This window comes from Brucella tritici, assembly GCF_008932295.1.
GTDB lineage: Bacteria > Pseudomonadota > Alphaproteobacteria > Rhizobiales > Rhizobiaceae > Brucella > Brucella tritici.
Genome location: NZ_WBWA01000023.1, coordinates 56,247 through 78,785, shown reverse-complemented (window position 1 = coordinate 78,785; position 22,539 = coordinate 56,247). Strand labels below are relative to the sequence as shown.

Genomic DNA, 22,539 nt, shown 5'->3' with positions numbered 1-22,539 from the left:
TGGAGCGTATGATACGCGCAATTCGTTTATCGGAAAGCTTGAGACTCCACATTTTGCCCGATTTGCCAGTAAATGCGAGCCGCAATCCGCCACGCTCATCCCGCAAATGCCGATTGCGAAGCGTAGTAACCCCAAAGCTCTTGTTGTCCCGCGCATAATCTGGATTTCCAACCCGCAGCAATAGCCGATCCATCAGCCAGATGACGGTCGCTATGACCTTTTCACGGCAGAGCGAGCGTCGCTGCATATCGGCATCAAGTGCTTTACGCAGTCGGCTGAGTGCACGGGCGAAGTCTAGCAGACTTGAGAATTTGGTTTCCTCCTGCATCGCCATCCACGCGGAATGGTAACGATATTGCTTTCTTCCGCGCGCATCGCGACCGGTCGCCTGTATGTGCCCGCGCTGATCGCAACATATCCAGACATCGCTCCATGCAGGTGGAATGGCAAGCTTAGCAATCCTGTTTCGATCAGCAGCGGAAATCGCCTTTTTATCAAAACGGACATAACGAAAACCACTCCCACAACGCAGCCGTCTAATTCCCGGCGCGGTGTCGCTGACGTGAAGCAGCCCGTCCTGAGTAGCAGCGTTTTTGAGCTGTGGGACAGCGGAAGACTTTTTAAGCAATGGGTAACCCAGTCGTATTTTCCTTGCTGTATAACCACTAAAAACCGCGACTGGTTCCCAGGCTGAACAAATCTGATCGGGAACTATCGGGCTTCAAACAGATTATCCTGTTCTTCTGGAGGATCAGTTCGTGCCCCAATACAGCGTCAGTCGGAGAATAATGGTCTTACAATTTTATACGGTTTGACGTCTCTCCGACTGCAGCTGTTATGCCGGCAATTCATTTCAATCCTATCCTGGACTTGAGAACGCCCCTGCACGGTCCCGTCAAAGCCGCGTGCCCGCTTAACAAGCGACTTGTATGAAGCGGTGTTTGTCAATCCTTCTTCCATCTTGCCCAAAATTGCTTTCCTCCAGTTATTCGCCGTCGTCTGGCGATCTGGCACACTGGTGCCTCGACTTGTATTCGGCTGGAGCCATTGCTCCCGACCATAATCCCGATTCATGGTGGCCAGGCGTCTGCTTGAAGCGCGTTACCAAACTACAACTCGGCGTCTGATGTCCATCTCTACGCACGGTAGCCGCGCTTCCCCTTCAACTGCCCGTCGGCAGTCAAACCTTACTTGGTGGCGACTGCTAGTGTAGCCCCTTCAGGGACTACGCCATCTTCGATAAACCGCCAGAACGCTATTGCGAGTTTGCGGGCCAAGGCGACTATTCCGACCTTCCCGGACCGACTTCCATGCCCCGAGAAGCGGGCGCGATACCATCGCGTCAGTTCGCTCTGTGGCTGGTATTTAAGCCAGCACCACGCCAGTTCGACGAGCATCACTCGAGCCTGTTTGTTTCCGGCTTTGCTGATGCCTTGATCCCGATGGACCTCGCCACTGGAATAGGGGCTGGGTGACAGTCCTAGGTAAGAGGCCAGATGCTTTCGGTTTTTGAATGTTCGATGGTACACTTCGGCGACCAACTGTGTGGCACCCACTTCACCGATGCCGTCAAGCTGCTTCAGCACCCTGATCTTCCCGCTGTCGTTGATGGCTCCTTCGGTCTCGCAAGCCTGAATGCGCTCCTTCTCTAAGCTCTTGAGCTGCGAGTGCACGAGATCGAGCCGTTCAAACTGGCGGCAAAGCTCACGGAAGATGAACCGCCCTAATTCCCTGCCATCACCGGTCCGGATATTCGAAAGTGCCTCCTTCCAGCGTCCTCCCCAAAGACCAGGAACAGAGCGGATACCGTGAAGCACGAGCAAGGCGCGGATGCGATTGACGTGCCGCGTGCGCTCCTTCTTCAATTGTGTGCGTTCCCGAGAAAGACGCTTCGCGTCTTCTTCCGCGACTGAGGGCAGCCGAACTGGTCGACAAACTGACCTGTCTCCGAGCAAATACGCCTTCAGCGTAAACACCATCGCTTCGACATCGATGCGATCTGTCTTCACGCGTCGGCCTCGTCGCGAAACCAGAAAGCTGGATGGGTCCAGGATTGTGGTATCGATGCCGCGATCGATAAGATAACGGGCAAGCCAGAAGCCGTCATAAACGGGCTCGTAGCAGACCCGCATCGACACCATGGTGCATTCTGCAGGCAACCGGGTTCCTGCCAGGCTTTCAATCCTTCCGAGCGCCGACAGAAGAGCTTCGGCGTCACCACCGGCAACCGTCATTATCTGAACCTTATCCGTGCCGGGCAAAAGAAAGCCGATCAGCCATGTGCGTTGGCTGAGTTCGAGGGCGACATAACAATCGTTGACACGTTCAGCGCTCATGATCATCCTCCATGGAAAAGCGGAGGCAGATTATCAAGCTCCGCGGCGAGCTTGCATAGGATCTATAACGATTAAGAGGCTCCAGATTGCTCCAGAGCCTCTGTTGTGTAAGCGGGTTGGTTATCTACGGTAAGATAGGCCACCCCAAATTCTTCCTTCGTCGCGATGTCGACCACCGTGGACGGCTCCGATGTAAGCTGCGGCGGCTGCAACAAGAGCGGATGCTGCGAGCAAGAACGCAGTTAGAATACCGGTTATCCTAGCTTTTTCAGCCGCGTCGGTTGCTTTTGCTTTTACATCTTCAGCAGTTTTTTCAGCTTGCGCCTTTACATCGGCAAGAGCTTTCTTTGCTTCTTCAACTTTTGTCTGTGCTTCAGTACGAAGAGCCTGAACGCGTTCGACTGTTTGGTTTACACGTGTTTGGGCGTCATTCTGGCTTAGACCAGTCCTAGCCGCTACCTGATTGGTGAGCCAAGCGCGATCTGCATCGGAGATTTCACCCGAATTAAGTAGGTTTCCCAGGATGCCGGTTATCTGACGTTGAAAATCCGCCAAATTTTGTGCTTCCTGCCCAGCAACAGAGTTGCCCTGAGCGTCTGTGCGCAGCAGACTATCAGTAAGGTAGTCCAATGGGTTGGTTTTCAATCCTTGTGGCAACATCTGCTCAACAGATGGAGCGACTGCTTGTCCTGCACCTTGTGCCAGCCCTGAGACAGCTTGTCCGGCACCTGAAACGATCCCGCCAGCCAACTGACCGGCGCCCTGCGCGGTGCTACCGACGACCGTGCCAGCGGTTTGCACCGCTGTTTCAGCAGCACTTCCAACCGCTCTCGCGCCGCCCGAAATAGCGCTGACGAGTAGTAAGGTCGATACAATTGTACAAAGACCCCACACTACCAGACCATTCAGGCCATCCCGAACGGTCAATTCATCACGGGTTGCAGTCCCAGCGGGTCGGCGCATTCTTCCGGTAATATACCCCCCAAGCATATAAGAGGCGACCGTCGATATGACGATAAAGAGAGCAGTTATGACAAGCCATACGGTGCTTATGTCTCCTCCGTCATCAACGGAGAATGAACTGAGGCCAAGACCACCGGCGAATGTTGTCAGGACCGCCATCACGCCCGATGCTACCGTAGCGCCAGCAAAGATGGCCGCCCAATCTACATAGCTGCGATCAGACGTGTTTTCTACAATAGTAGGATCTACCATCAACGTAACCCCAGAAACGAGAGGATGAACAACACGATAACGACTAGACCTACTAAATAGATGATAGAGTTCATGCTGGTTATCTCCTTCAAATAGATAAAAACTCCCCACAAGCGGATAGAACTTGTTTCGGGCTTTACACTCTCGTTGAGAAAACACGTCAGTTATGAAAAAGTTTCATCGATTATGAAGTTTATTTGTTTTAGTAGTACTTAGAACGGTCGGGATATGGCTCTTTCGGAACCTTAACGTTCGGATTGCCAGGAGCGTTCGATTGTTCGTGCGTAGGCTTCTCCTGATGATCGCTCGGCTCCACTTGAGACGGATCGATCGCTTCCTTCTCTCTGACCAAGTCAGGATCGGACCATGGATTTCTCTTTTGTACCATCATATATCCTCCTCCCCGCTATTTCGTCTTACTGCTTTCTTTCTTCAACGAATTCCGTAGCGCATCCATAATGTTGACGACATTCCCGCCGGATGGTCCCTCCTTGGCTTTCGGCTTGCTCTTAGGCGCATTCTTCAAGGACTTCTTTTTGTCTGCGATTATGTCGAGCAGCCGTTCCTGAACTGGGTCCGTAACCAAATCCGGCTTCCAGTCTCGCGTTTGTTTTTTGATTAGTTTCTCGATTAACGGCATGGCATCGGAGTCCGCTTTGTCGTCGCCGATTTTCTCATAATACAAATCCTCATCGCGCACTTCATCGCCATAACGCAGCGTCCAGAGAACGATACCCTTGCCTCGCGGTTCCAGCATGACGGCTCGTTCGCGGCGGGATAGAAACAGTTGCGATATTCCCACCTTGTTCTCAGCTTTCATCGCCTCACGGATTACCGCGAAGGCTTCCTCCCCCACCGGATCACTCGGGGTCAGATAATATGGAGTGTCCAGCCATATCCAGCCGATGCTCTCACGGGGCGAGAACATTTCAATATCGATAGTCTTGGTGCTGTCGAGAGCAACGTTTTCAAGTTCATCGTCATCGAGAAGTATGTATTCGCCTTCTCCGCGCTCATAACCCTTCGCCTCGTCGCCTTCCTTGACTTCCTTACCAGTTATGGCATCGACATAACGACTGACGACACGGTTTTGGGTTTGTCGGTTCAGCGTGTGAAAGCGCACCTTTTCGCTGTCAGAAGTAGCCGGCATCATTTCGACAGGGCAGGTAACAAGCGAGAGCTTCAAGTATCCCTTCCAATACGGACGAACAGCCATTTCACGTCTCCCTTAACTTGCGCGGCGCGCGGGCGTTGCAGATTGGCGGGACTTCGATGCGGCTTTAGCCGTTTTCCTGCGAGCGGGCGAACGATCTGCATTTGCGGCGGCACGCTTCGTTTTCTTGGCTCCAACTCCGGCACTTTCCCGAAAAGCCTGAAGGAGTTCGCTCGGCTTGGACGCAACGGGAACCTTCTTCTTAGGCAGGCTTCGTCCTTCGATCTTCGCTTTCACCAGTTCAGCAACTGCATCCTCGTATCGATCATCGGAATTGCGCTCATTGAACTCGCCCGCCTTGGTGTTGATGATGTGTTCTGCTAGTTCCAGCATTTCGCCTTCGATCTTGATGTCTGGAACATCGTCAAATGCTTTCTGGGCGGAGCGGACTTCGTAATCGAAATTCAGGGTGGATACTGTCAGCCCTTTCCCGTGTGCTCGAATGAGTACGGTCCGCATGCGGCGGAACAGGACGGTGCGAGCTATAGCGGCAACCTTGGCCTTTTTCATGCCGTCGCGCAAAAGCACGAATGCCTCCGTCCCCATTTTGTCTGGAGCAAGATAGTAAGGTTTGTCGAAATATGCCGTGTCTACCTGATCGCAGGGAATGAATGCTTCAATGCGAAGGGTTTTGTCGCTATCAGGAACGGCAGCTGCAACTTCATCCGGTTCGAGAACCACATAGCGATGGTCATCTACCTCATATCCCTTGACCTGATCGTCTCTATCGACTGGATTGCCGGTTTCGATATCAACGAACTCGCGTCTCACGCGGTTTCCGGTCTTTCGATTGATGGTATGAAATGAGATTCGTTCGGATGTTGAGGCGGCGGTATAGAGTGCCACAGGGCAGGACACCTCTCCGAACTTGATAAAACCCTTCCAATTCGCCCTTGGCGCAACCATTTCGCATACTCCCAACACAATCACAGCGATTCATACGAATAACCTGCAATTGAGTCCGAACGAATCACCGTCCGATTGGTTCCGGCTTATGAGCGAATCATTCGAACCTCGTTTTGGTTGGGAAAGAAAAAGCCCCGACGCCCTTCCCGGAGTCGTCGGGGCCGCGCTCGACAAATGAGGTGCATGTCCTTGCCGCGCGCTTTATCCGCAGAGCTTCGTACGACCCCGCGGATAATGAATAAATTGCCCTGCCGAGGGACGAGCTAGGCAGGGCTGCGCCATGTCCCGGTGTTAAATGAGTTTCTGGCGCTTGGCGGGTGTTATCGCCACGTGGGAAACTGCGTCTGCGAGATTTTGTTCCGCATGATGCGGATCGGATTTTTTGAAAACAGTTGACATTCCGTCAGATGGGAAGGGGCCGGCGCCTGCGCAAGGTAGGAGTTCCCACAAATCAGTCGCAGATATCTCATCGAACGCTTCTGTCGGAATAGAAACTGTGGCCGTCCGGCCGGGAACTTAAATTTCGACACGGCGTTAAACGAGGAGGCAGAGACGCAGTTTCCTGCCTGTCTCATCAGCCATTGATCACTTACTGCCGGAACTTTACCGGCGATTTGTGGTAACCAATTCATAAGAGGAGATGAATTATGGCCAAGGAAAAAAATCTCGAAGACTTATTCCACGATACTCTCAAGGACATCTATTACGCTGAACGTAAAATTCTCAAGGCCCTGCCAAAAATGAAGCGTGCAGCGCACTCTGAAGATTTGAAAACGGCTTTCGAAAAGCACCGTGAACAGACTGAAGGCCACGTCGAGCGACTAGTCCAAGTGTTCGAAATCATGGGCAAGACAGCAAGAGGCAAGACTTGCGATGCGATCGAGGGAATTATCGCCGAAGCCGAGGAGATCATGGAGGAATTCAAGGATACCGCGGCGTTAGACGCCGGCCTGATCTCGTCTGCACAGGCGGTCGAACATTACGAAATCACTCGTTATGGGACATTGAAGCGGTGGGCGACGGAGCTTGGCATGACCGACGCTGCAAAACTACTCGACCAGACGTTGCAGGAAGAATCCAAAACGGACAGTGATCTGACGAAACTTGCGGATGCGTCAGCTAACCAACGCGCCAAAGCAGCGTGATCATGAGCTAAGGGTGCCACTCGGCACCCTTTTCATTTGAACATAGATCGCGAAAGAATCGGAGCCAGCCATGTCAGCCAGCAACAAGACCACAAATGGGCGGAAGTCGCTCAAGCTTCATGATCAGAAGCTTGACGCAGGCCGAGGCGGAGACCTTCATCAACTCGCCGACGAGAAAACGCAAACCATGACGACCGCCCAAGGGGGGCCGATATCGGATGACCTCAATACGCTCAAGGTCGGCGATCGAGGTCCTACGCTGATTGAGGATTTCCATTTTCGGGAAAAGATCTTTCACTTCGACCATGAGCGTATTCCCGAACGCGTGGTTCATGCGCGGGGCTACGGTGCGCATGGCTATTTCGAGACGACAAAGTCACTCAGCGAATATACGCGCGCAGACATTTTCCAACGGGTTGGCGAGAAGACGCCAGTCTTCGTCCGTTTTTCCACGGTCGCCGGTTCGAAGGGTTCGTTCGACCTTGCCCGAGATGTGCGCGGCTTCGCCGTCAAGATATACACCAAGGAAGGCAACTGGGATATTGTCGGCAACAACATTCCTGTCTTCTTCATCCAGGACGCCATCCGGTTTCCGGATATGGTCCATGCCGTCAAGGAGGAGCCTGACCGGGCTTTTCCGCAGGCCCAGTCAGCCCATGACAATTTCTGGGACTTCATCAGCCTGACGCCGGAATCCATGCACATGATCATGTGGGTCATGTCGGATCGCGCCATCCCGCGCTCCTTCCGCTTTATGGAGGGGTTTGGTGTTCATACGTTCCGTTTCCTGAACGACAAGGACAAGTCGACTTTCGTCAAATTCATCTGGAAACCGAAACTCGGCCTCCAATCGGTTGTCTGGAACGAGGCGGTGAAAATCAACGGTGCGGATCCGGACTTTCACAGGCGCGATCTGTGGACTGCGATACAAGCTGGCGACTTTCCGGAATGGGAACTGTGCGTGCAGCTCTTCGATCAGGACTTCGCGGACAGTTTCGATTTCGATGTGCTCGACCCGACGAAGCTGATTCCGGAAGAAGTCATCAAGCCAATACCGGTCGGACGGCTGGTGCTGGATCGGATGCCGGATAATTTCTTTGCCGAGACTGAACAGGTCGCGTTCATGACGCAGAACGTTCCCCCCGGCATCGATTTCTCCAATGACCCGCTGCTTCAGGGGCGCAATTTCTCCTATCTCGACACGCAGTTGAAAAGACTGGGCAGCCCCAATTTCACGCATATCCCGATCAATGCGCCGAAGTGTCCGTTCCACCATCTCCAGCAGGATGGCCATATGGCGATGCGCAATCCTGTCGGACGGGCAAATTACCAGCCTAATTCCTGGGGCGAAGGGCCGAGGCCCGACCCCAGGCGCGGGTTCCGGTCGTTTGCAGCGCAGGAAGACGGACAGAAAGTTCGCCTTAGACCGGAGAGCTTCGCCGATCATTACAGCCAGGCGAGGCAGTTCTATCTGAGCCAGACCGCTGTGGAGCAAAAACATATCGCCATGGCGCTGACCTTCGAACTGTCGAAGGTGGAAGCACCGGCGATCCGCGAGCGTGTTGTATCTCATCTGCTGAATATCGATGCCAATCTTGCGGAAACGGTCGCCGGCAAGCTCGGCATCCGCAAGATGCCGAAGGCTGCGGACGCGATGGTGCCCGTGCGTGACGATCTTGCTCCGTCTCCCGCGCTCAGCATTATTGAGAACGGAACCGGCAGCTTCAAGGGCAGAAAGATCGGCGTGCTTGTCGCCAATGACACGGATGCACAGGTGCTCAAGGGTATCCGGCACGCCGCGGAGAAGGAAGGCGCGATGGTGGAACTGGTTGCGCCGACGGTCGGAGGTTTCGAAGCTTCCAGCGGCGAATGGATGGAGGCGGACCATATGATTGACGGTGGTCCATCCGTATTGTTTGATGCTGTAGCGCTTGTGTTATCTGTAGAAGCGGCCAACAGGCTTCTCAGTGAGTCCACTGCAAGAGACTTTGTTGCAGACGCTTTTGCCCACTGCAAGTTCATTGGCTTTACCGCAGGCGCGATGCCGCTGCTCGCCAAGGCCGGTATCGAGCCCGAAATGGACGAAGGGCTGATCCCGCTCGACAATTCAAGGGCGGCCACCGACTTCGTCGTGTCGTGCCGTAAGCTCCGCTTATGGGCGCGTGAAGATACCGTCAAGCTCTGATCTCGCGGCATACAACTGATGTGAAGAGATGTTCGAAGTGCAAACACAAGCGGCCCGGCCCAGCCGGGCCGTTAACCGCATGTATTGGAATGTGGAGAAATTGGTAATTGCCCATGAAGAACATTGCTATCGTCGGCACCGGTCCGACCGGGATTTATACTTTCTTCTCGCTGCTCAAATTCGCAGAGCAAATGTCCATCTCGATCTACGAGAAGGAAGATGAAGCTGGCGTAGGCATGCCTTATAATGACGATGAGAACAGCCGGATGATGCTGGCCAACATCGCCAGCATCGAGATACCACCGATTACCTCGACCTATCTCGACTGGCTGCGCGAGCAGGACGAGACGCGTCTCGCTCGATACCGGGTCGACAAGGAAGATCTTCACGATCGACAATTCCTGCCTCGCATTCTGCTGGGCGAATATTTCCGGGATCAGTTTCTGGCTCTTGTCGAGGCAGCGCGTCGAAAAGGATTTGCAGTCGAAGTGCACGAATCCAGCGAGGTAACGGATATCGAAGCCACCACCAATGGTGTAAAGCTCTGGTCTGAGGGGAAGCTCGATTCGAAACTCTTCGATCTCGTCGTCATCGCCACCGGACACGTCTGGCCCGATGATGAAAAGGCAACGCGCAATTATTATCCCAGCCCCTGGTCTGGACTGATCGAAGCTAGGATACCTGCGTGTAAAGTGGGTATTATGGGAACATCGCTTAGCGCCATCGACGCAGCAATGGCGGTCGTTGCCCAACATGGAAGCTTCATTGAGGAAGATAACGACAACCTGAGCTTCGACCTTGACCCGGACAGTAAAAGTCTGGCGATAACGCTTATGTCCCGTTCAGGCATCCTGCCAGAAGCGGATTTTTATTGCCCTATCCCTTACGAGCCCTTGCAGATTGCCACGGAGCAGGCGATCAACAGGGAGATCCAGACTGGCGAGAGTGGCTTGCTTGACAGGATATTTGCCCTGGTCGCGCGCGAAATCGAGGTGGCCGATCCGGCCTGGAGTGAGCGTGTTTCACTTTCGAAGCTCGACGCTGACAGCTTCGCTGACGCGTACTTTGATGATCGGCAAAACCACGATGCGTTCCGCTGGGCAGAATACAATCTCAAAGAAGTGGAGCGCAACAAGCGGGAGAAGCATACCGTCCCCTGGCGCTATGCAATCCTTCGGCTGCACGAGGTCGTGCAGGAGATCATTCCGCGTCTCAATGAAGAGGACCGCGAGCGGTTCGATACAGGACTCTGCAAGGTCTTCGTTGACAACTATGCTGCCATCCCGTCGGAATCGATCCGCAGACTGCTGGCGCTGCGCAAGGCCGGCCTGATAGACGTCCTCGAACTTGGGCACGATTACGACATGGAGGTAAGGAAGGATCACACCGTCATCGCCATTGGCACGGAAGTACGGACATTCGACGTGTTCATCGACGCCCGAGGCCAGAAGCCACTCAAGACGAAGGATTTGCCGTTTCCGTCACTGCGCCGGCAACTCGTTTCGGTCGGAGAGGATATTCCGGACGTCTCAGACGACTACACTTTGCTGGCACCGGACATTGCACGTGGCAAGATTGCGTTCGGCGCACTGCCGTATCTGATGCACGACCAGCCTTTCGTGCAGGGAATTACGGCAAGTGCCGACATTGGAGCAGTAATGGCCACTGCTGTCAGTGAACTAACACACCGAACGCGCCGGCGGCTTCCTTTTATTGATCTCTCCTGATCGAAGCTGAAACATTGACAGGTCAGAAAGATACGTCCATGCGAGCGGCTTGGATTATATCTTCGATCAATTCACGCCTTGCACGTTCTCTCGCGACACTGTCGTTTAACCGCAAGATATAGGATGGATGCCAGGAGATCAGCACCGGTCCATCATGTAACCCAATTTCAGCCTGACCGCGTCGCGAAGTAAGAGGAGCGTTGTTATCCGTCAGAGCGAACGCCGCAGAGGCCCCCAACTCAACCACCATGCGTGGACGGATGAAAGCCAATTCGAGCCCCAGCCACCAGCGACGATGCAGGATTTCCTGCCGGTCAGGATTTTGATGCAGGCGGCGCTTGCCACGCGGCATGAACTTGAAATGCTTAACTGCATTGATCAGCCATGTCTGCCTAACTTCTGCTCCTGCTGCAACCATGGTTTCACGCAAGAGGTGACCTGCCGGACCTACGAACGGTCGACCTTCCAGATCCTCACGATCACCCGGCTGTTCTCCTACAATCATGAGCTCAGCGTCTTCGGGCCCCTCACCCCAAACAGTCTGGGTTGCAGCCTCGCATAATCCACATCGCCGACAATGTCCGGCAGCCGCTCGCGCTTCGACCATTGTCTGAGGGAACTCGGGCGCTTGTGGCATCGCAGCGCGATAACGGGTCGAAATCGCGACTGCGCCAGCCGCTGGTGACGTTTCTGCGGCCACGCGCATTCGCTCCACTCGCGACTCGGCATCTCGTAACATATCTGGAATCAGGCGCGTTTCGGGTAGGTTCTTCCAATACTTCTTAGGCATTTCCGCGCGCATCGCATTCAGCTTTACCCGTGCCGGATTGAAGATGTTCGCGAAATAGGTGCCCCAAAGCGTTTCGGTGGCATCTGCCGATAAGTCAGGGCGTGTACCGCCTGGGTGGTAACTAAGTCTGCCGGCCTCAAATCGAGCTGTAAGCCTTGGCGTGGCGATCCCGCAGTCCATATCCGCGAAACGCTTTGCGAAAAAGGAACTACCCGGCTCGACTATATTATGCTCCGGCTCAAACCAGGCTGCAAAGCGACGACGCAACCCAGTCTCAAGTAATTCGCGAAACCGTACGAAAGCATGCATCTTGTGGATATCACGGCCAACCGATTTTGCCATGAGATGTAATTGCCGCCCAAGCGGGTCAGCCTGGCTCAAAGGGTCTCCCGCGTTGCAGTCGACAAGCTCCTGTTGCGGTTGTCGCGCCGCAAGGCCGAGCTGTTGCGGGTGCTGGACCGCCCGGAAATCCCGCTCAACACCAACGCTTCGGAAAACGATCTGCGCAGCTTCGTCATCAAGCGGAAGATCTCTGGCGGCACAATGAGCCGTGACGGCCGCATTGCCCGCGATACGCTGCTTGGATAGATGAAGACGTGCCAGAAGCTGGGTCTATCGTTCTGGCACTATCTGGGCGACCGGCTGGAGATCGGCAGTCCGGAGCCGATCCCGCCGCTCGCGACATTGATCGCGGCGCGGGCCTGAACACTCCCCTCCCCTTTCGAACCAGGAACGCTGACCGCTCGCAAGATCAGTACAGCAGCGCGCATCGGGTCTGCCGAGATTGCCTACGCGTTCGACATTGCCACCGAATTTGCCACGCTTACCCCGCTTAGTAACCGGGGCATATTTGTTGGCAGTTCTTTTGATTTTGAGTCGAAGTCAGAAATATCAAACACTGTGCATATCGCGAGTTTCGCATCGATATTTCATGCCTATGGGATTCCTGATTTTGGCAAATCATGATTCTCTGTTGAGATGCCGAAGAGAACGCTTCCCTCGCCCAAGCATGCTGATACGCTTTCACTGAATGCGTTGCGCAGTCTGGTCACAGGTCTGGTTGAGAAAGCAGAACATGCAGAGGCTCGGCTTGAGAGACTGGAAGCTGAGAATGCAGCACTCCGTAAGGAGAATGCCGAGCTTCGTCTGGAAAACACCCAGCTTAAAGTCGAGAATCAACTGCTTCGCGATGAAATTGCGCGGCTGAAAAACCTGCCACCACGACCACCGTTCAAACCGTCAGGCATGGACAAGGCCACAGACGCGAAGGCGCAGGATAAACAGCCAAGCAAAAAGAAACCACGTGGACCAAAACGGGATGTCGAACGCGTTGACCGTGATGTTGTTCTTCATGCCAATGCTCCGGCTGGATCACGCTTTAAAGGTTACAAAAGCTGTTACGTTCGGGATGTGGTTTTGCGCGCTGAGATTATTCATTACCGGCGCGAATGTTGGGTGACACCGGACGGTAAAACAATTCTTGCGCCGCTGCCTACAGGAATCGTCGGAGGTTACGGACCTAATCTGCGGCGGCTCTGTTTCATGCTGCACGCACAGGGCCAGGTGACGATGGAACGACTATCGACGCTGTTGAACGATATCGGCGTGGACATCTCGAAACGACAGGTTGTTCGTCTGCTGACAAAGAAGATGGATGGGTTTGTGGCTGAAGATGCGGCAGTTCTATATGCTGGTCTGGTGTCAGCCGCCTATGTGACGGTCGACGACACCGGTGCCCGACATGCCCGCGATAGCTTCTATACTACTCATATCGGCAACGCGCATTTTAGCGTCTTTCGAACCACAAAGACGAAATCACGGCTGAACTTTCTCGCTCTGCTACGCGGTAATTACCGGGATTATGTTCTCAACGATGCGGCTTTTGATTATTTGCTGGCCCGTAACACCGATCCTGCAATCATAGCGCTCTTGCGAACCCGCAAACCACAGCACTTTCCCAATCAGGTGCCGTTTCTTGAGCATCTGCTCAGCAACGGCGTTGATATCTTCGACAAAGATGTACTTCGAATTGTCAGCGAAGCTGGTCTATGGGGAGCTATCCGATATCACGGGCTTATGGGCAATACGGTGATTGTCTCTGACGATGCGGGGCAGTTCCGGGTGGGAGACCATGCCCTGTGCTGGGTGCATGCTGAACGCTTGTTGCACAAGCTGATGCCAGCAAAACCACAGCAGATGGAACATGTCGAAATGCTGCGCAAACTCATCTGGCTCTTTTACAAGCTTTTGAAAGACTTTGCCCGAAGTCCCAGCCGACGTGCAGCTCAGGCCCTTGAAGTCAGGTTCGATCGGATCTTTTCCATCCGCACCGGATATACTGATCTGGATAAGCTTCTGGCACACTTACTGCGTCGTAAACAGGAATTGCTGAAAGTTCTCGAACGACCAGAAATCCCGTTGCACACCAATGCTTCCGAGAATGATCAGCGCAGCTGCGTCACTAAACGAAAAATCTCCGGCGGCACCATGAGCCGGGATGGACGTATCGCCCGCGATACCATGCTGGGTCTTATGAAGACCTGCAAGAAACTCGGGCTTTCCTTCTGGCACTACCTCGGCGACCGGCTTGGCGTGCCCACTCAACGGCCAACGACCCCGGAGCTTGCAGCTCTCATTATCGCAAAAGCCTGATCCTACTTACTTACGACGGCCAGGCTTTGAGAATGGGACCACCTGCCCTGCTCTTGTTGGTGCTTTATCCATAATATGACCGCCCGTTAAGCTCAGTAACGACGGTGAAACATTCCACTGTTTGTCGTCATCCGTGTGCACCGTCACTGTCTTGCGATTGCGACGAATAACAAAGCCTCGAACCATCGTACCATCTGGCCCTTCAAACATCACGCCACTGCCGAGCTTGATCTCCTGCAGCACAGCGGCTGTCTTTTGTTGATGGAGAAACTGCAATCGCTCAACGATGCGACGGTTCAGTGCCGTCAACATGTCTTCATCCAAACTATCAATATCGAGCTCTATCATCCGCGCCTTCTTCAAAATGCAATTGTAAGCAATCTTCTGTCAAAGACCGGATTATGATAGATTGCGATACTGCGTGCAATTGCCCGGTAAAATGGCACTGCCACCATACCTGCCCCGCTTAACCCCTGAACATTACCCGCACTCCATAGACTAACATAGTCAATGTATTGGATAAATTCTCCGATATGAAACCGAATATAGCCATTGCTTTCGTTACCGTGACGTTAACCATACGGGCTTATAACCTCTGATAAGTACAGGTTATCGTCCGCGCCCCGCTGGTTCAACATGTAACGCAAATCAACAGCGACGAGTTCTCACGCCAGACAAAGGACCGCAGCCGGTCGAATCTCGCTTGGACTGGATTACGCAGAGACTTGTCCGCCATTGGCCTTCATCCCTGAAAACAGAAGCTGACTGATTGAAAAGGTCCCTCCCCTCGCCTTCTGCGTCAGAGATCGCAGATATCCACCAGGCGAGTTGATCGACGCCAGTTTCTGCAGGATCCACGCAATAGCGGTTGAAGCGGTTTCTGCGCCCATGAAATGTATAGCTTCCTGATAGGCTGACTGACTGATGCCGAGAAAGCCAGAGACAATCCGCGAAGCATCGAAAAGCTCACGCCATGTGTTAATCCCTTTAGCACCATACTCACGGATATCTGGACAGGTTCGAAGCACTTGATCGAGAGAAATTGAAGTTCGAGTTCGATCAGAGTTTTCACTTTCGCTGTCGACAGGAACGGATGCTTCCGACGAAAGCACCTTCAAATCATTCTTTTCGCCATTTTGAGATTCAAAAAAGGATTCTGGCAGGGATTCATTATGCTGCCGCTTAGATTGAGCGACGCTGCCGCTCATTTCTGGAACAATCTCTATTGTTTTCAAAGCGATAGCTATTTCGCCACCAATGGCTTCAAGATCGGCCTTGATAGCGGACAGTTCATCAAGAGACGCGCGGCGAGGGATAGCGTCGACAACGGCACGGAAACGAATGAACAATGCTTCGAGACGCTCACTGAGCTCACCTGTTTCTTTGGCGCTATCCGCAAAAGCTGCCGCCATATCTCGGCGCATGACCGACACTTCGTCGCGAAGACGCTTCAGTGTTTTCTGATCGGCGAGAATTTTATCCGCGATTGCAGCAATTTCAGATGCGCGATCGAGCAAGGGCGCAAATGAAAAGCCGAAAGCAAGTTCGACGCCGCCTTCCTTATCTTTATGAGCATACCGTTTGCGCGTCGGACTATCTTTGCGCGCAATGATTCCAGCTTCAATCAGAGATGCCAGATGTCGGCGCAGTGTGGACTCCGGCATGCCATGGGCGCGTAGCGAAAGCTGTCTATTGGATGGGAAAACGACGATGCCGCTTTTCTCAAGTAATTCATCGTCAGGCAGAAATGACAACAGCGAACTCAGCACAGCTAGGCAACGATCGTTCAGACCGAATTCTGCCTTAGCTACGCAGAGTTGTTTGTAAAGCGCCCATCTGTTTATGCCCCTCCCCTGCTCAGGTTTTTCCTGCCGATCAAAATTTTGGGCAAAGACCTTCATTCGCCCAAGAAATGCGGACGTGTCAGTTTTCAGAATTTGCATTCCCTCTCACCTTTCAAAAGGCAAAAGAAATCCAACCGCCAAAAAGACGCTTACGACTCTTGACACCGATTCGGGGAAATGCGATTCTCAGTCTGCTAGAACTTTGAGAGAGGCTTCCACGACGGTAACGTTTGGGGGCCTTTTTCTTTTGCTAAGTCTCCTAATTGGGCTGTTTACTGTCCTTATATTCTTCATATAAGCGCTTCATATTATCCGATATCCACGCTCCAAACGCTTTTCCTTCAGGCTCTGAGAACTCGACAGCATATCCTTTAGGTTTGGATTTGGTAACTGCTCTTAATTGTGAGTCATCAGATCGCCAGGCATGACCCGCTGTGTTTGTTGATACTTTGTTCGCTTGCTTAAGCGACGCGAAGATCGCTTCAAAGCGTTCGGTACTATTTAGAGTCTGCAGAGTTTCGTTCCGAATAACGGTTTCAAACGCGTTAGGCTTATTGGCTAGCAGTGTAGCCATCGAATCCCATTTCGGACGTCCAATACCTGGCGCTGCGCCAATAGCCTGTATGAGCTCTTCAGGTAACTTTCGTGCCAACGCAATCATTTCGGATAAAACGCCTCTCGATGAGGTACCGAACGTTGCCATGATCACCGCTCTCGTCGTTCCACGGTCTTCCAGGCGCCGAGCAAATAATGCCTTCTCAATAAAAGAGAGATCTTTGCGTTCAAGGTTTTCGTTACCTTGCGCTATAATCAACTCGTCGTCGGACAGGTCTCGAATGAACGATTTGACCTTTAGGCCAAGCTGTTTAAGGGCCGCAACGCGCCGATGTCCGTAAGCAAGTTGATAACGGCCGGATTGATCAGGATTTGGTCTTACAAGCACGGGTACTGCCTGACCGTTCTCCTGAATGCTATTCAATAAAGCGTCAAAATCCGCGCCTGTATGCTCATCTAGGCGATCTTTGACAAAGGATGCATCAATGAGATTTGCATCGAGCTCTACAATAGCTTGGCCATCGGATAGCGCTTTGCGAAGCTCGTCAGCTTCATTCGATAGGCCGGTGATGGCATCATTCATGCTTTGCAATGCGCCTGAAGACACCTGCGGCCGTCTAGGTGTGTTCTCAGCTGAGAACTCATGGTTAGTCGTAATCGGTGTTAGAAAATCTCGTAAAGCATCACGGCGCTTGTTCATTTTCTACCCCACGCATCTCTCACTAGTTCTTCGAGTTCATGATTGACGGCGTCGAGAGCTTCGATCGCACGATCATACGTCTGCCGATGAAAGTTTTCGCGGCCGACCTCGTAAAGGGTTTGTTTCGTAATTCCCGCGTCTGATATCGCGGCGGACTTGACCATCGAATTAGTTAGTACCCGATCTCCGAATAGTCCTTTAAGAAGGCCCGCGATCTGCGACTGGGAGCCGTCGTTTGGTTCGTAACGAGTAAGCACATAGCGAAACCAATCATAGTTCGCATTGCCTCCTGCTCTTTCAACAACATCAAAAAGGCCAGCGGTCATGTGCAAGAATTGACTCATTGATGCTACATCGAGCATTTGGGGATGAATTGTTACAAGCACCGAAGTTGCGGCACAGAGTGCCGACAGGGTCAGGTAACCAAGCGAAGGGGGGCAATCGAGAACCACGATATCATAGTCGTCTTCCACACTTTTCAGCGCGGATGCTACTCGTGTGAAAAACAATTTGTCAGTTGATCGCGACGCTGATGTTAAGGCGCGAGGAGTTTCGTGTTCAAATTCCTGCAATTCGAGATTACCAGGTATGATATCGAGTCCGCTGAAATATGTAGCTTTTATGATGCTTTTGAGTGACCGTTGAGCTTCATCATACCTGATTGCACCGTAAAGCGTCTCATTAGGTTCGAGGTCAAATTCCGGCTGTATTCCAAATAAGGCAGACAATGACGCTTGAGGATCTAGATCTGCGGCTAGAACACGATAACCGCGAAGTGCAAAGTACTGCGCTAAATGTGCAGCGGTAGTGGTTTTGCCTGAGCCACCTTTGAAATTAGTAACGGCTATTACTTGAAGTCGATCGTCTTCTCTACGACGTTGGTCATAGCTCTTTTTATTATTACTCAGGTGATGCCGGATAGCATGGATCTGCTCCAAGGAATAGAGGCGCCTACCAGCGGCGTTCTTTTCCGCGTCTCCAATAACACCGTCGTTTACGAGGGTGCGGAGATAAACGTCACTGATTCCAATCAGCTTTGCTGCCTCGCCGGGAGCAAATTTACGTAACTCTTTCTGTGCTGTCGGCGGGAATGCGCGTGCGCGAAGGTGTTGAAGCTGGGCGCTCAGTGTGTCGGCGTCCGCTTCAATAAGCCGAGTTAACGACTTTTCTACGGACTGCTTGACATTAGTGGCATTGGCGCTGTGGATCATTAAAATCGCTCAACAAGGAAAATAATCGGATTGAGCGTCAGAATGACCGGATCGATGTGAGTCGTCAACAACTTTAAAGTTAATGATAGGTTAACGCGATCCAGGCAGAAAAGGCAATTACCCGCGATCAGGTAGGGCCCTACGCTGTCGCGCGAAGTGACCAAACAAGATGTGTTCTCAGCTGAGAACAAGAGTTCGTGGAAGCCGGCTCAGGTCTATAACCTGACGAATAGTCAAGAGAGATCGGTTTTAGATAGGCACCGAAAAGAGTGTGGGTGAGGAAGTTTCAGGCGTTGTTTCATGACAATCGCGCGTAGCGGAAGTCAGAATTGGAAACTATGCTGACAAACCTATTCTTTCATCGAACAGTTCGTAGGGGCCTTAATGCGAATATCCGGTATTCTCTCCGCCGTTGCCGCCATACTGGTTGCCGATGTTAGCGTTGCGGAGAAAGTGGATCAGAAGTGGATCGCAGGCGGTTCGGCTCAATGGGTTTCCAGCAGTGGGGACAAGTCACCAACTGATGCAATGGTGGACATTGGTTCCATGCGTCAGGTGGGAGGTGCACTGGAGGTAATTATTCGCTGGCCTTACATGCCTGCGTCTTATGGACCTGAAGCGGTGGAAAAGGACCACATTATCTGTCGGGCGAATGGGGCGTTGTCTTTCAGCGTGGAGGAGGGCCACGTTTCGCCGGATGGACATTATCAGTTCAAGAATGTAGGCGATCCGGCAAGTCGGCGGGAAGAGGCTGAAAAGCAGGCTTTACAAATGCCGAAGATCAGCAACGGAATCTCGTCCTACGGGTCAGATCCGCGCGGCCTTGCCTGTTGGGCAGCTGCTCGCAAATGCGCTAACGAAGCTTTCACCTGGCCGCCGCCACCGAACAGAACGCCGCTCGAATACACCGAAGAAGCGCGCAAAATGAACGACGATTATAATAAGTCGTTCGTTCCAACGTGCAAACTGGAGTAATCGCTTCCGGGTTGTCCAAGCCGATGATGTCGATTTTAATTGCGCCTGTTTGTCAGACTAATGAGATTTGACGCGAAAAACGAAAACCTACACGGCACGCAAGGCATAGACGGAAAGGGAAAAATGCGGAAGTTAGCGATTATCTTCAGTGCCATAATGTTGGTGTATTCGATCTCCGCGAAGGCTGATCGACTTGTTTGTTCTGAAGCCGAGCATCTACGTTATATGAAAATGGTAGGCGAGGTCGGCGAGTTGGGGATTGATCTTAACCCTGTGGGCGAGGATCGCACAGCCTTCGAGAGGTTGATAGCTGCGTTTGAGACACTCAACCCAAAAGGATCGAGGACCTCACTTTACGTTGCTTATATCCCCACCGGTCAGATTTATAGTGACGTATGTGCGCAAGAGCGCTGTACGATGGAAGAAATGGCAGCACCGGAGCAGGCCTGTCTGATTGCTCATATGAACCAATGTACCTATGTTGCACTTCGCTTCCGTGGCGAGGCGTTCTGCTTACTCCGTTCACCGCAAAACTAGGTGTTTGATCGCTGCATTTAATGGATCACGATGCGTGATCGCCGAACATGCAGCAAATTTTTCTCGGAAATCAACAATTATGCTTCAGCAAATGCTGATTTGCATTATCGCTCTGAAGGATGGTCAAGAAGCTGGCACTAATCGAGAAAGTTAATGATGCGAGAGCTCATCGGCTGTTCTAGGCCTCATTGCTGTCGAGTCGTTCAGCGGCGATAAGAGACTTTTCTTGCACCGTCGTTTTCGTGTGAAATCGATCTATGCACCCAAAGACGCTAATGATTGGAGGCGGGACTGGCAAAGTTGCAAGCATACGGCAACTCGCTATGCGGCGAATGACCACTATGCGCCATCATGGCAGACATTCACGTGGCGCATCGGGGTCCTCAAAGCAGTCGTTCCAGCGATCATGCTGACGGCGTTCCTGAAAGGGGGGAGCGGACAATCTGCTCTGGGAGTCAAATGCGCAAAAGCTGACCTCAAAATGCTACAACCTTGGCTTAAATAACTGCTCACCACGACCGATATTGTCATCGCGCCATTGGCTTGGGGTGACGCCTTCCCATTCGCGGAAGGCGCGATAGAATGAGCTGGTGTCCTGATAACCGAGCAGATAAGCGATTTCCTCAGTGCCATTGACGCCACTGGTCAGCATGTCGCGACCCAGTTCCTTCCGCGAGGCTTCCAGCAGGTGCCGGAATGAGGTGCCCGCTTCGGCAATGCGCCTTTGGAGAGTTCGCTCGCTGAACCCCAGCGCGTCCGCCACATCGGCCAGTTCCGGCTTGCCGCTGGCCAGCCTACGCTTGAGCACGATCTTGACCTGTTCGGGCAAGGAGCTTTGCGCGTCGATCTCCTTTAACGCACTGGATAATGCCGGTGTCAGAATGGCCAGTAGCTCGGGATTGTGCCCGGCAAAGGGCCGGTCGAGATCTGCAACGTCGAGGACCAGGACATTGCGCGATGAGTTGAAGATGACTGGAGCGGCGAAATAGTCCCGATGAGCTTGGCTCAGCGGTCCGGAGCGGGTCATCTCCACCCGGATCGGCACGATATGCCGGCCGGTGCCGCGTCGTCCCAGCTCCAGTATGGCGGCAAAGGTCACATCGGCTGCTGCATCTGGCTCCAGTTCGACGGCATGGATCCAGTCCACCAAAACCTGCGCTTCGCGGCCTTTTTCGACAAGGGTGAGTTCCTCGGGCGTGCAGAGCCGCTTGAACCGGGCCAGACGCACCAGCCCATCGCGAAAATCCTTGGCGAAGAAGGCCGACATAGTGGCTGGCGGATGCACGGATGTGTCGGTCTCGATGGTCAGAGTCAGGCCGATCGCTGGATCGCCGGTCAGCTCTTCAAGGGCACGCCAGAGCGCAAAGTATTGTGCCGTTGTCACCCAAGCGTCGTCTGAGACGTGCAATGTCACCGGCAGCTTTGCCTGTCGGAGCAATGCGGCGGGCGGGATGCGGGCGCGCTCGACAGCGCGCCAAAAGGCCTGAGGAATCTTGCACTTGTCGACAGGGAACCTGGACATGGTAACCTCCGCTTTTCTCTTACATCTGGCTCTTGATCATACGGTCGAAAATGCGGTCGCCGAGCCATTTGCGGATCCAGATCATCGGCTTGGCATAAGCGCCGACCGCATAGCGGGTCTTCGGGCGCGATGATGCTATGGCCTTGGAGACAGTTTCTGCGATGACGTCCGGGTTGGTGCCGCGATTTTGGCCGTAGCTGGACTGCATCGACTTGACCACGCCATTGGCGATCTTTTCATAGGGGCCGTTCTTGGAACGCTCGGCAATGCCCTGCTGTCCGGCATCGCCAAAGCCGGTTTCGATCAGGCCCGGCTCGATGATGACAACGCGGATACCGAAGGGTTCGACCTCAAGGCGCAGGCTGTCCGACCAGCCTTCCAGTGCATGTTTTGTTGCATGATACCAAGCCCCGAGCACGGTGTAGATCTTACCGCCCATGGAGGTGATGTTGACGATGGTACCAGCTTTCTTCTCGCGCATGGCGGGCAGGAGCAACTGCGTCAGGCGCGCGGCGCCGAACATGTTGACCTCGAACTGGTAACGGGCCTCATCCAGCGGGATTTCTTCCACCGGTCCATAAAGGCCGAATCCGGCATTGTTGACCAGAACATCGACGCCGCCGGTCTGGGCCAGAATGGTTTCGACGCCCGCAACGATCTCTTCGTCCTTCGAGACGTCGATGCGCAGTGGCTGAGCACCGAGGTTGGCGAGATCTGCCATCTTGTCGACGCTGCGCGCCGCGACATAAACCTGATAACCATCCTTGATCAGGCGCTTTGCAATAGACTTGCCCATGCCCGACGATGCGCCGGTGACCAGAGCCGTTTTCTTTCCTTTGGTGAACATCTCAGCCTCGCTGTATTTCGATAACCAAGAGATAGGCTGTGTTCCGCGACAATACATTATCGTAGTACGCCAGCACGATAGCAAATTACGCCAAAATGGTCGCAATGTCCTCATATGCTCTTGTGTCTGCTTTCGGCAAATCCGGGTCGCTCATTTAACGGTCACAACGAGGATTGTTA

18 protein-coding genes and 1 pseudogene are annotated in these 22,539 nt (G+C 53.2%); 7 read left to right on the top strand and 12 right to left on the bottom strand.

What is annotated here, in order from left to right; translation table 11 throughout:
* From F9K91_RS19645 to ku (F9K91_RS19620), 5 genes are all read right to left on the bottom strand, one after another.
* The coding region (locus F9K91_RS19645; RefSeq protein ID WP_167522237.1) for a DNA topoisomerase IB at window positions 1-628 on the bottom strand (628 nt) is incomplete at its 3' end.
* A gap of 559 nt (window positions 629-1,187) precedes the next feature.
* Entirely contained in the window at window positions 1,188-2,336 is a 1,149-nt protein-coding gene (locus F9K91_RS19640; protein WP_151678525.1) for an IS110 family RNA-guided transposase, read from the bottom strand.
* Window positions 2,337-2,456: 120 nt separating this feature from the next.
* Entirely contained in the window at window positions 2,457-3,551 is a 1,095-nt protein-coding gene (locus F9K91_RS19635) for a hypothetical protein (RefSeq protein WP_151678524.1), read from the bottom strand.
* Window positions 3,552-3,957: 406 nt separating this feature from the next.
* Entirely contained in the window at window positions 3,958-4,767 is an 810-nt protein-coding gene (ku, locus tag F9K91_RS19625) for a non-homologous end joining protein Ku (protein WP_151678522.1), read from the bottom strand.
* A 12-nt stretch (window positions 4,768-4,779) separates the two neighbouring features.
* The gene (gene ku, locus F9K91_RS19620; RefSeq protein ID WP_151678521.1) at window positions 4,780-5,670 is read right to left on the bottom strand and encodes a non-homologous end joining protein Ku; all 891 of its coding nucleotides are present in this window, start codon (window positions 5,668-5,670) and stop codon (window positions 4,780-4,782) included.
* Window positions 5,671-6,317: 647 nt separating this feature from the next.
* Between ku (F9K91_RS19620) and F9K91_RS19615 the strand changes: the two genes are divergently transcribed.
* The 3 genes from F9K91_RS19615 (at window position 6,318) to F9K91_RS19605 (ending at window position 10,727) form a co-directional block, all read left to right on the top strand.
* Window positions 6,318-6,815 (top strand): YciE/YciF ferroxidase family protein, encoded by a 498-nt coding sequence (locus F9K91_RS19615; RefSeq protein ID WP_038595100.1) that lies wholly within the window; start codon window positions 6,318-6,320, stop codon window positions 6,813-6,815.
* A gap of 70 nt (window positions 6,816-6,885) precedes the next feature.
* Complete coding sequence (gene katE, locus F9K91_RS19610) at window positions 6,886-9,000, top strand: catalase (RefSeq protein WP_038595097.1); 2,115 nt, start codon at window positions 6,886-6,888, stop codon at window positions 8,998-9,000.
* Window positions 9,001-9,113: 113 nt separating this feature from the next.
* The gene (locus F9K91_RS19605; protein ID WP_151678520.1) at window positions 9,114-10,727 is read left to right on the top strand and encodes an FAD-NAD(P)-binding protein; all 1,614 of its coding nucleotides are present in this window, start codon (window positions 9,114-9,116) and stop codon (window positions 10,725-10,727) included.
* A 22-nt stretch (window positions 10,728-10,749) separates the two neighbouring features.
* Here the strand turns inward: F9K91_RS19605 and F9K91_RS19600 are convergent, their stop codons facing one another.
* Window positions 10,750-11,859 (bottom strand): UdgX family uracil-DNA binding protein, encoded by a 1,110-nt coding sequence (locus F9K91_RS19600; protein ID WP_235913307.1) that lies wholly within the window; start codon window positions 11,857-11,859, stop codon window positions 10,750-10,752.
* Between the two features lie 57 nt (window positions 11,860-11,916).
* Between F9K91_RS19600 and F9K91_RS26795 the strand changes: the two are divergent.
* Window positions 11,917-12,222, top strand: a pseudogene (locus tag F9K91_RS26795) (IS66 family transposase); the annotation flags it as partial.
* 273 nt (window positions 12,223-12,495) lie between these two features.
* Complete coding sequence (locus tag F9K91_RS19590; RefSeq protein WP_167522236.1) at window positions 12,496-14,169, top strand: IS66 family transposase; 1,674 nt, start codon at window positions 12,496-12,498, stop codon at window positions 14,167-14,169.
* Window positions 14,170-14,175: 6 nt separating this feature from the next.
* On the opposite strand, the gene F9K91_RS19585 is transcribed toward F9K91_RS19590, so the two are convergent.
* From F9K91_RS19585 to repA, 4 genes are all read right to left on the bottom strand, one after another.
* Complete coding sequence (locus tag F9K91_RS19585; protein ID WP_412842182.1) at window positions 14,176-14,517, bottom strand: hypothetical protein; 342 nt, start codon at window positions 14,515-14,517, stop codon at window positions 14,176-14,178.
* 365 nt (window positions 14,518-14,882) lie between these two features.
* Window positions 14,883-16,112, bottom strand: coding sequence for a plasmid replication protein RepC (gene repC, locus F9K91_RS19580; protein ID WP_151654394.1), 1,230 nt, complete (start codon window positions 16,110-16,112; stop codon window positions 14,883-14,885).
* Between the two features lie 160 nt (window positions 16,113-16,272).
* On the bottom strand, window positions 16,273-17,268 hold the full coding sequence (gene repB, locus F9K91_RS19575) for a plasmid partitioning protein RepB (protein WP_151654396.1): 996 nt from the start codon (window positions 17,266-17,268) through the stop codon (window positions 16,273-16,275).
* Window positions 17,265-18,479, bottom strand: coding sequence for a plasmid partitioning protein RepA (repA, locus tag F9K91_RS19570; RefSeq protein WP_151616225.1), 1,215 nt, complete (start codon window positions 18,477-18,479; stop codon window positions 17,265-17,267). The genes repB and repA overlap by 4 nt, the downstream gene beginning before the upstream one ends.
* A gap of 384 nt (window positions 18,480-18,863) precedes the next feature.
* On the opposite strand from repA, the gene F9K91_RS19565 reads away from it, so the two are divergent.
* Window positions 18,864-19,454, top strand: coding sequence for a hypothetical protein (locus F9K91_RS19565; protein WP_151678519.1), 591 nt, complete (start codon window positions 18,864-18,866; stop codon window positions 19,452-19,454).
* Window positions 19,455-19,514: 60 nt separating this feature from the next.
* Window positions 19,515-19,991 (top strand): hypothetical protein, encoded by a 477-nt coding sequence (locus tag F9K91_RS19560; protein ID WP_151678518.1) that lies wholly within the window; start codon window positions 19,515-19,517, stop codon window positions 19,989-19,991.
* 484 nt (window positions 19,992-20,475) lie between these two features.
* Here the strand turns inward: F9K91_RS19560 and F9K91_RS19555 are convergent, their stop codons facing one another.
* Together F9K91_RS19555 and F9K91_RS19550 are read right to left on the bottom strand one after the other, a co-directional pair.
* Window positions 20,476-21,513, bottom strand: coding sequence for an AraC family transcriptional regulator (locus F9K91_RS19555; protein WP_151678517.1), 1,038 nt, complete (start codon window positions 21,511-21,513; stop codon window positions 20,476-20,478).
* A 19-nt stretch (window positions 21,514-21,532) separates the two neighbouring features.
* Window positions 21,533-22,360, bottom strand: a complete 828-nt coding sequence (locus F9K91_RS19550; protein ID WP_151678516.1) for an oxidoreductase — start codon at window positions 22,358-22,360, stop codon at window positions 21,533-21,535.
* Window positions 22,361-22,539 lie beyond the last annotated feature (179 nt).

Excerpts from the sequence above, each read along its gene's own strand:
- F9K91_RS19605 (WP_151678520.1), top strand. The coding sequence starts at position 9,114 with ATGAAGAACATTGCTATCGTCGGCACCGGTCCGACCGGGATTTATACT.
- repB (WP_151654396.1), bottom strand. The coding sequence starts at position 17,268 with ATGAACAAGCGCCGTGATGCTTTACGAGATTTTCTAACACCGATTACG.
- F9K91_RS19590 (WP_167522236.1), top strand. The coding sequence starts at position 12,496 with ATGCCGAAGAGAACGCTTCCCTCGCCCAAGCATGCTGATACGCTTTCA.
- F9K91_RS19600 (WP_235913307.1), bottom strand. The coding sequence starts at position 11,859 with ATGGCAAAATCGGTTGGCCGTGATATCCACAAGATGCATGCTTTCGTA.
- F9K91_RS19640 (WP_151678525.1), bottom strand. The coding sequence starts at position 2,336 with ATGAGCGCTGAACGTGTCAACGATTGTTATGTCGCCCTCGAACTCAGC.
- F9K91_RS19560 (WP_151678518.1), top strand. The coding sequence starts at position 19,515 with ATGAGATTTGACGCGAAAAACGAAAACCTACACGGCACGCAAGGCATA.
- F9K91_RS19555 (WP_151678517.1), bottom strand. The coding sequence starts at position 21,513 with ATGTCCAGGTTCCCTGTCGACAAGTGCAAGATTCCTCAGGCCTTTTGG.
- katE (WP_038595097.1), top strand. The coding sequence starts at position 6,886 with ATGTCAGCCAGCAACAAGACCACAAATGGGCGGAAGTCGCTCAAGCTT.
- F9K91_RS19550 (WP_151678516.1), bottom strand. The coding sequence starts at position 22,360 with ATGTTCACCAAAGGAAAGAAAACGGCTCTGGTCACCGGCGCATCGTCG.
- F9K91_RS19615 (WP_038595100.1), top strand. The coding sequence starts at position 6,318 with ATGGCCAAGGAAAAAAATCTCGAAGACTTATTCCACGATACTCTCAAG.
- ku (WP_151678521.1), bottom strand. The coding sequence starts at position 5,670 with ATGGTTGCGCCAAGGGCGAATTGGAAGGGTTTTATCAAGTTCGGAGAG.
- F9K91_RS19635 (WP_151678524.1), bottom strand. The coding sequence starts at position 3,551 with ATGGTAGATCCTACTATTGTAGAAAACACGTCTGATCGCAGCTATGTA.
- ku (WP_151678522.1), bottom strand. The coding sequence starts at position 4,767 with ATGGCTGTTCGTCCGTATTGGAAGGGATACTTGAAGCTCTCGCTTGTT.
- F9K91_RS19565 (WP_151678519.1), top strand. The coding sequence starts at position 18,864 with ATGCGAATATCCGGTATTCTCTCCGCCGTTGCCGCCATACTGGTTGCC.
- F9K91_RS19585 (WP_412842182.1), bottom strand. The coding sequence starts at position 14,517 with ATGATAGAGCTCGATATTGATAGTTTGGATGAAGACATGTTGACGGCA.
- repA (WP_151616225.1), bottom strand. The coding sequence starts at position 18,479 with ATGATCCACAGCGCCAATGCCACTAATGTCAAGCAGTCCGTAGAAAAG.
- repC (WP_151654394.1), bottom strand. The coding sequence starts at position 16,112 with ATGCAAATTCTGAAAACTGACACGTCCGCATTTCTTGGGCGAATGAAG.